Origin of the sequence: Aliiglaciecola sp. 3_MG-2023 (assembly GCF_030548205.1) — a bacterium.
Lineage (GTDB): Bacteria > Pseudomonadota > Gammaproteobacteria > Enterobacterales > Alteromonadaceae > Aliiglaciecola.
The window spans coordinates 1-4806 of sequence record NZ_JAUORV010000035.1 but is presented as its reverse complement, the minus strand read 5'-3'; the positions used below and the strand labels follow the sequence as shown (position 1 = coordinate 4806).

The following is a 4806-nucleotide window of genomic DNA, read 5'->3' as shown; positions in this document are numbered from 1 at the left end:
GGCCTAAAGACCATGCTACAGGCGCGATAAAAGCCAAACCTGTAGTCGGCGGCTTTAGCCCCGAGGAAAAATCACGGCCTCCCATGGCCTAAAGACCATGCTACAAAACCTGTAGTCGGTGGCTTTAGCCCCGAGAAAAAATCACGGTCTCCCATGGCCTAAAGACCATGCTACAGGCGCGATAAAAGCCTAACCTGTAGTCGGCGGCTTTAGCCCCGAGGAAATGCCCCATGGCCTAAAGACCATGCTACAGGCGCGATAAAAGCCAAACCTGTAGTCGGCGGCTTTAGCCCCGAGGAAAAATCACGGTCTCCCATGGCCTCCCATGGCCTAAAGGCCATGCTACAGCAATAACATCCATAATCCGGCGGCGATCATAAATAGGTTTTCAGTTAGAGATACGACACCCAATGGCACATCACTTTTGCCGCCGACGCAGGCACATTTAAGATCTCGCTTGTCGATGTAAACGGCTTTGTAAACAGAAACCGCACCAATTCCACCAATGAACAAAGATATTGGCGCGATAATTATTGGCGGCAGGCTAGCAATCATTCCCACCCCAACATAGGCCTCTAAAAATGGATACACATAGGCGTAGGGCACCACCCGCATGGCCAATAAATCATAGGTGATGAACGAATTTGAGAAGCTATATAAATCACGGAGCTTCTGTACCGCCAGAATGGCCATTGAAAAGGCTACGAACATCATTACTGTTTGAATCGAAACAATACTCAAACCCGAAGAATAAGCCATTGCTATGGCTAAAAGCGCTGCCACTGCAAAAATTGCAATCACAGGTGTGTAAGTTTTACCCTGTTGACCGGGTTTAGACATGCCGAAGAATGCCCTTAAATCGTCGTATCCACCGATCCTTTCGCCATCAATAAAGGTTTGAGGTGTGGTTTTTACATCGTGGACATTTTTGAATTCGTCGGTCTCCTGACGGGATGTCAATTTATGATCGTCCACCTTGAAACCTTTTCTTTGCAACAAATCTTTCGATTTCAAACCAAAAGGGCAAATATGTTGCGAGGTTTCCATTCGATATAGTTTTGCCATTTTTTTCATAATACCTCCAATATACCATAGTGCCTGTAGGCGGTGGCTTTAGCCCCGCGGGTTGCCAAACCCATGGCCTAAAGGCCATGCTACAAATTCCGCGTAAACCCGACAATCCCATGGCCTAAAGACCATGCTACAGGCGCGATAAAAGCCAAACCTGTAGTCGGCGGCTTTAGCCCCGCGGGTTACCAAACCCATGGCCCGCGTTCCATGGCCTAAAGGCCATGCTACAGATCCCGTGTAAACTCGATAAATCCATGGCCTCCCATGGCCTGAATACACCCTGTAGTCGGTGGCTTTAGCCCCGAGAAAAAATCACGGCCTCCCATGGCCTAAAGGCCATGCTACAGATCCTGCGTAAACCCTAGAAATCCATGGCCTGAAGGCCATGCTACAGCTTTAATTGCTGTTTTCGCCATAAATAGAACACCACGGGCACGACCAACAATGACAAGATCAATGCACTTGCCATGCCACCTACCATGGGTGCTGCGATACGGCTCATTACCTCGGAACCTGTACCTGTGCCATACATGACGGGCAACAATCCAATCATCACTGTTGCAACCGTCATAATCACTGGTCTTACTCGTTTTCCAGCGCCGTCTAAAATGGCTTCAATTAACGCACTTTTGGTAACAGGCACCGCACCAGTCGAGGGTTCATTAACATGCCTGTCCACGTTAGCGTTTTCATGCCTGTCCAGTAAAACCTGAAAAGCCTGGTTCAGATAAACCAACATGATCACCCCTATTTCCACGGCCACGCCGGCCAAAGCGATAAAGCCGACACCAACAGCCACTGATAAATTAAAGCCTTCAAGGTAAAGCAACCAAATTCCACCAATTAACGCCAGCGGTAAGGTGCCCATGATGATGATGACTTCCACAACATTTCGAAAGTTCATGTATAGCAGAAGCACAATAATTGCCAGCGTTAATGGCACAACATAACTGAGCTTTTGAGTAGCACGCTGCATATATTCATACTGTCCTGCCCATTGCAGACTGTAACCTGTAGGTAAATCCAAATTTTCTGCTAAGCGTACCTTGGCGTTTTCCACATAGCTGCCCACATCAATATTCTCAATATCAATGTAGGTCCAACCGTTGATCCGCGCATTCTCACTCTTAATCCCCGGCGGACCTTCTTCGATATACACTTGGGCGACATCAGCCAGCGCAATTCGTTGGCCATTGGGTGTCACTATGGGTAGCAATTGCAAGGCTTCTGGCGAATCGCGGTAAGATTGTGGGTAACGCACATTCACCGGATAACGTTCCAAGCCCTCAACAGTTTGGGTAATATTCATTCCACCGATAGCAGTAGCTACCACTTGTTGTACATCACTGATATTAAGACCATAACGGGCTGATTTTTCGCGATTGATATCCACCTTGATGTAACGTCCACCAGCCACACGCTCAGCATAAACCGAAGCCGTGCCGTCCATGGTAGAAAGGATTCTTTCGATATCCTGACCAATACGCTGAATGACTTTGATATCTGGCCCTGCTACCTTAATACCCACGGGGGTTTTAATTCCCGTTGCCAACATATCAATTCGGGTTTGAATCGGCATTACCCAAGCATTGGTTAAGCCCGGCAACTGCACTACCTGATCAAGTTCCTGGCGCAAATCATCAATACTCAACCCCTCTCGCCATTGGGATTGGGGTTTTAATTGAATGACAGTTTCGATCATGGTGAGCGGCGCTGGATCTGTGGCTGTCTCAGCTCGGCCGATTTTTCCAAACACGCTTTTCACCTCGGGAATGGTGGCAATTAATTTATCGGTTTGTTGCAATATCTCGCGGGCTTTACCAATAGATAAACCCGCGTACGTGGTAGGCATATACATCAAATCCCCTTCATCAAAAGGGGGAATAAATTCAGTCCCTATTTTGCTCAGTGGATAAAAACCAACAACTGCCAACACAAACGCCCCAAGCAAAGTCAGTTTAGGGAACAGCAGGACTAATTTAAGTACAGGGGTGTAAACCGCAATCAACAACCGATTCAATGGATTTTTAGCTTCACTGATTACTTTGCCGCGCACCAAATACCCCATTAACACCGGAATTAAGGTTACCGCCAAACCAGCTGAAGCGGCCATGGCGTAGGTTTTTGTATAGGCCAACGGCGCAAACATCCGGCCTTCTTGAGCTTCTAAAATAAACACCGGCAAAAAGCTCACGGTGATGATCAACAAACTAAAAAATAGTGGTGGCCCCACCTCTGACGCCGCTTTAGCCACTATTTGCCAACGATTTTGCTCAGTTAATGGGGTTTTTTCCATGTGCTTATGCAGATTTTCAATCATTACAATTGCACCGTCGGTCATGGCCCCAATGGCAATGGCTATTCCCCCTAACGACATGATATTGGCATTAATTCCCTGCCAATACATCACGGCAAATGCAATCAAAATCCCCATCGGCAAACTCACTACCGCCACAATGGCAGAGCGCAGATGAAATAAGAAAATCGCACACACCAGAGCCACAATAATCAGCTCTTGAGCCAACTTACTCCATAAATTATCCACCGCTCGGTTGATCAGCTCCGACCTATCGTAAACCGTCACCACCTCTACCCCATCGGGTAAGCTAGATTGCAGAGCGGCCAATTTAGCCTTGAGGGAATGAATGGTTTTTTGTGCATTTTCACCAAAGCGCATCACGGCCACGCCCCCAACAACTTCACCTTGGCCATTTAGCTCGGCAATCCCCCGGCGCATTTGTGGTCCTAATCGAATATCAGCTACATCGCGCAATTGCAGCGCAGTGCCTTTATCGTTTAATCCAAGGGGAATCGATTCTAAATCGGCAATGCCAGTTAAGTAACCAGTGGCTGTCACCATATATTCGGCTTCGGCCATTTCAATCACCGACGCCCCCACCTCTTGATTGCCTTGGCGAATGGCGTTTTGAATATGACTAAGGGGAATGTTGTAAGCACGCAACTTGTCGGGGTCAATATTCACCTGATACTGTTTTACCATGCCGCCAATAGTGGCAATTTCAGCAATACCTGGCACAGTTTGCAGCTCAAATTTCAAAAACCAATCCTGTAACGAACGCAACTGGCTAATGTCGTGCTGACCGCTTTTATCTGTCAGGGCATACATAAACACCCAGCCCACACCAGTGGCATCAGGCCCCAGCTGCGGCTTCGCGGAATCAGGAAGGCGCGAAGAAACCTGCGATAGATATTCAAGAACCCGACTGCGAGCCCAATAAAGATCAGTTTTGTCGTCAAAAATCACATACACATAAGAATCACCAAAAAATGAGAAACCGCGCACGGTTTGCGCCCCAGGGACCGACAGCATGGCCGTGGTGATGGGATAAGTGACTTGGTCTTCGACCACCTGAGGTGACTGTCCTGGATAACTGGTTTTGATGATAACCTGTACATCAGACAAATCGGGAATGGCATCTACAGGCGTATTTTTCACACTATAGACACCCACCCCAATCATCATTGCAGTGCATAACAACACAAAAAATCGATTGTGAATGGACCAATGAATTAGCTTCTCAATCATGCTGCATCCCCTGATGCTTTTCAGCGTGGTTAGCATGGCTGTCCTGCTTATCCATGCTCGACATATCATGACTGTCCATGTTGCCGTGATCCATGTTGCTGTGGTCCACCTTCTCGTGATTAGCATGGCTGTCCTGTTTATCCATGTCCGACATATCATGGCTGTCCATGTTGCTGTGATCCATATTG

Annotated in this window: 2 protein-coding genes and 1 pseudogene; all 3 read right to left on the bottom strand. The window is 47.6% G+C overall.

Annotated elements, in window-relative coordinates; translation table 11 throughout:
* Positions 1 to 342: 342 nt before the first annotated feature.
* The gene (locus tag Q4574_RS21365) at positions 343 to 1074 is read right to left on the bottom strand and encodes a MauE/DoxX family redox-associated membrane protein (RefSeq protein WP_303477702.1); all 732 of its coding nucleotides are present in this window, start codon (positions 1072 to 1074) and stop codon (positions 343 to 345) included.
* A gap of 385 nt (positions 1075 to 1459) precedes the next feature.
* A complete protein-coding gene (locus Q4574_RS21360) occupies positions 1460 to 4618 on the bottom strand; it encodes an efflux RND transporter permease subunit (RefSeq protein ID WP_303477700.1) in 3159 nt (1052 codons plus the stop codon).
* Positions 4611 to 4806 (bottom strand): annotated as a pseudogene (locus Q4574_RS21355) (hypothetical protein); the annotation flags it as partial. The pseudogene Q4574_RS21355 and the gene Q4574_RS21360, both read right to left, overlap by 8 nt.

What these genes read in the sequence shown, in the direction of transcription:
- Q4574_RS21360 (WP_303477700.1), bottom strand. Translation starts at nt 4,618, where the DNA reads ATGATTGAGAAGCTAATTCATTGGTCCATTCACAATCGATTTTTTGTG.
- Q4574_RS21365 (WP_303477702.1), bottom strand. Translation starts at nt 1,074, where the DNA reads ATGAAAAAAATGGCAAAACTATATCGAATGGAAACCTCGCAACATATT.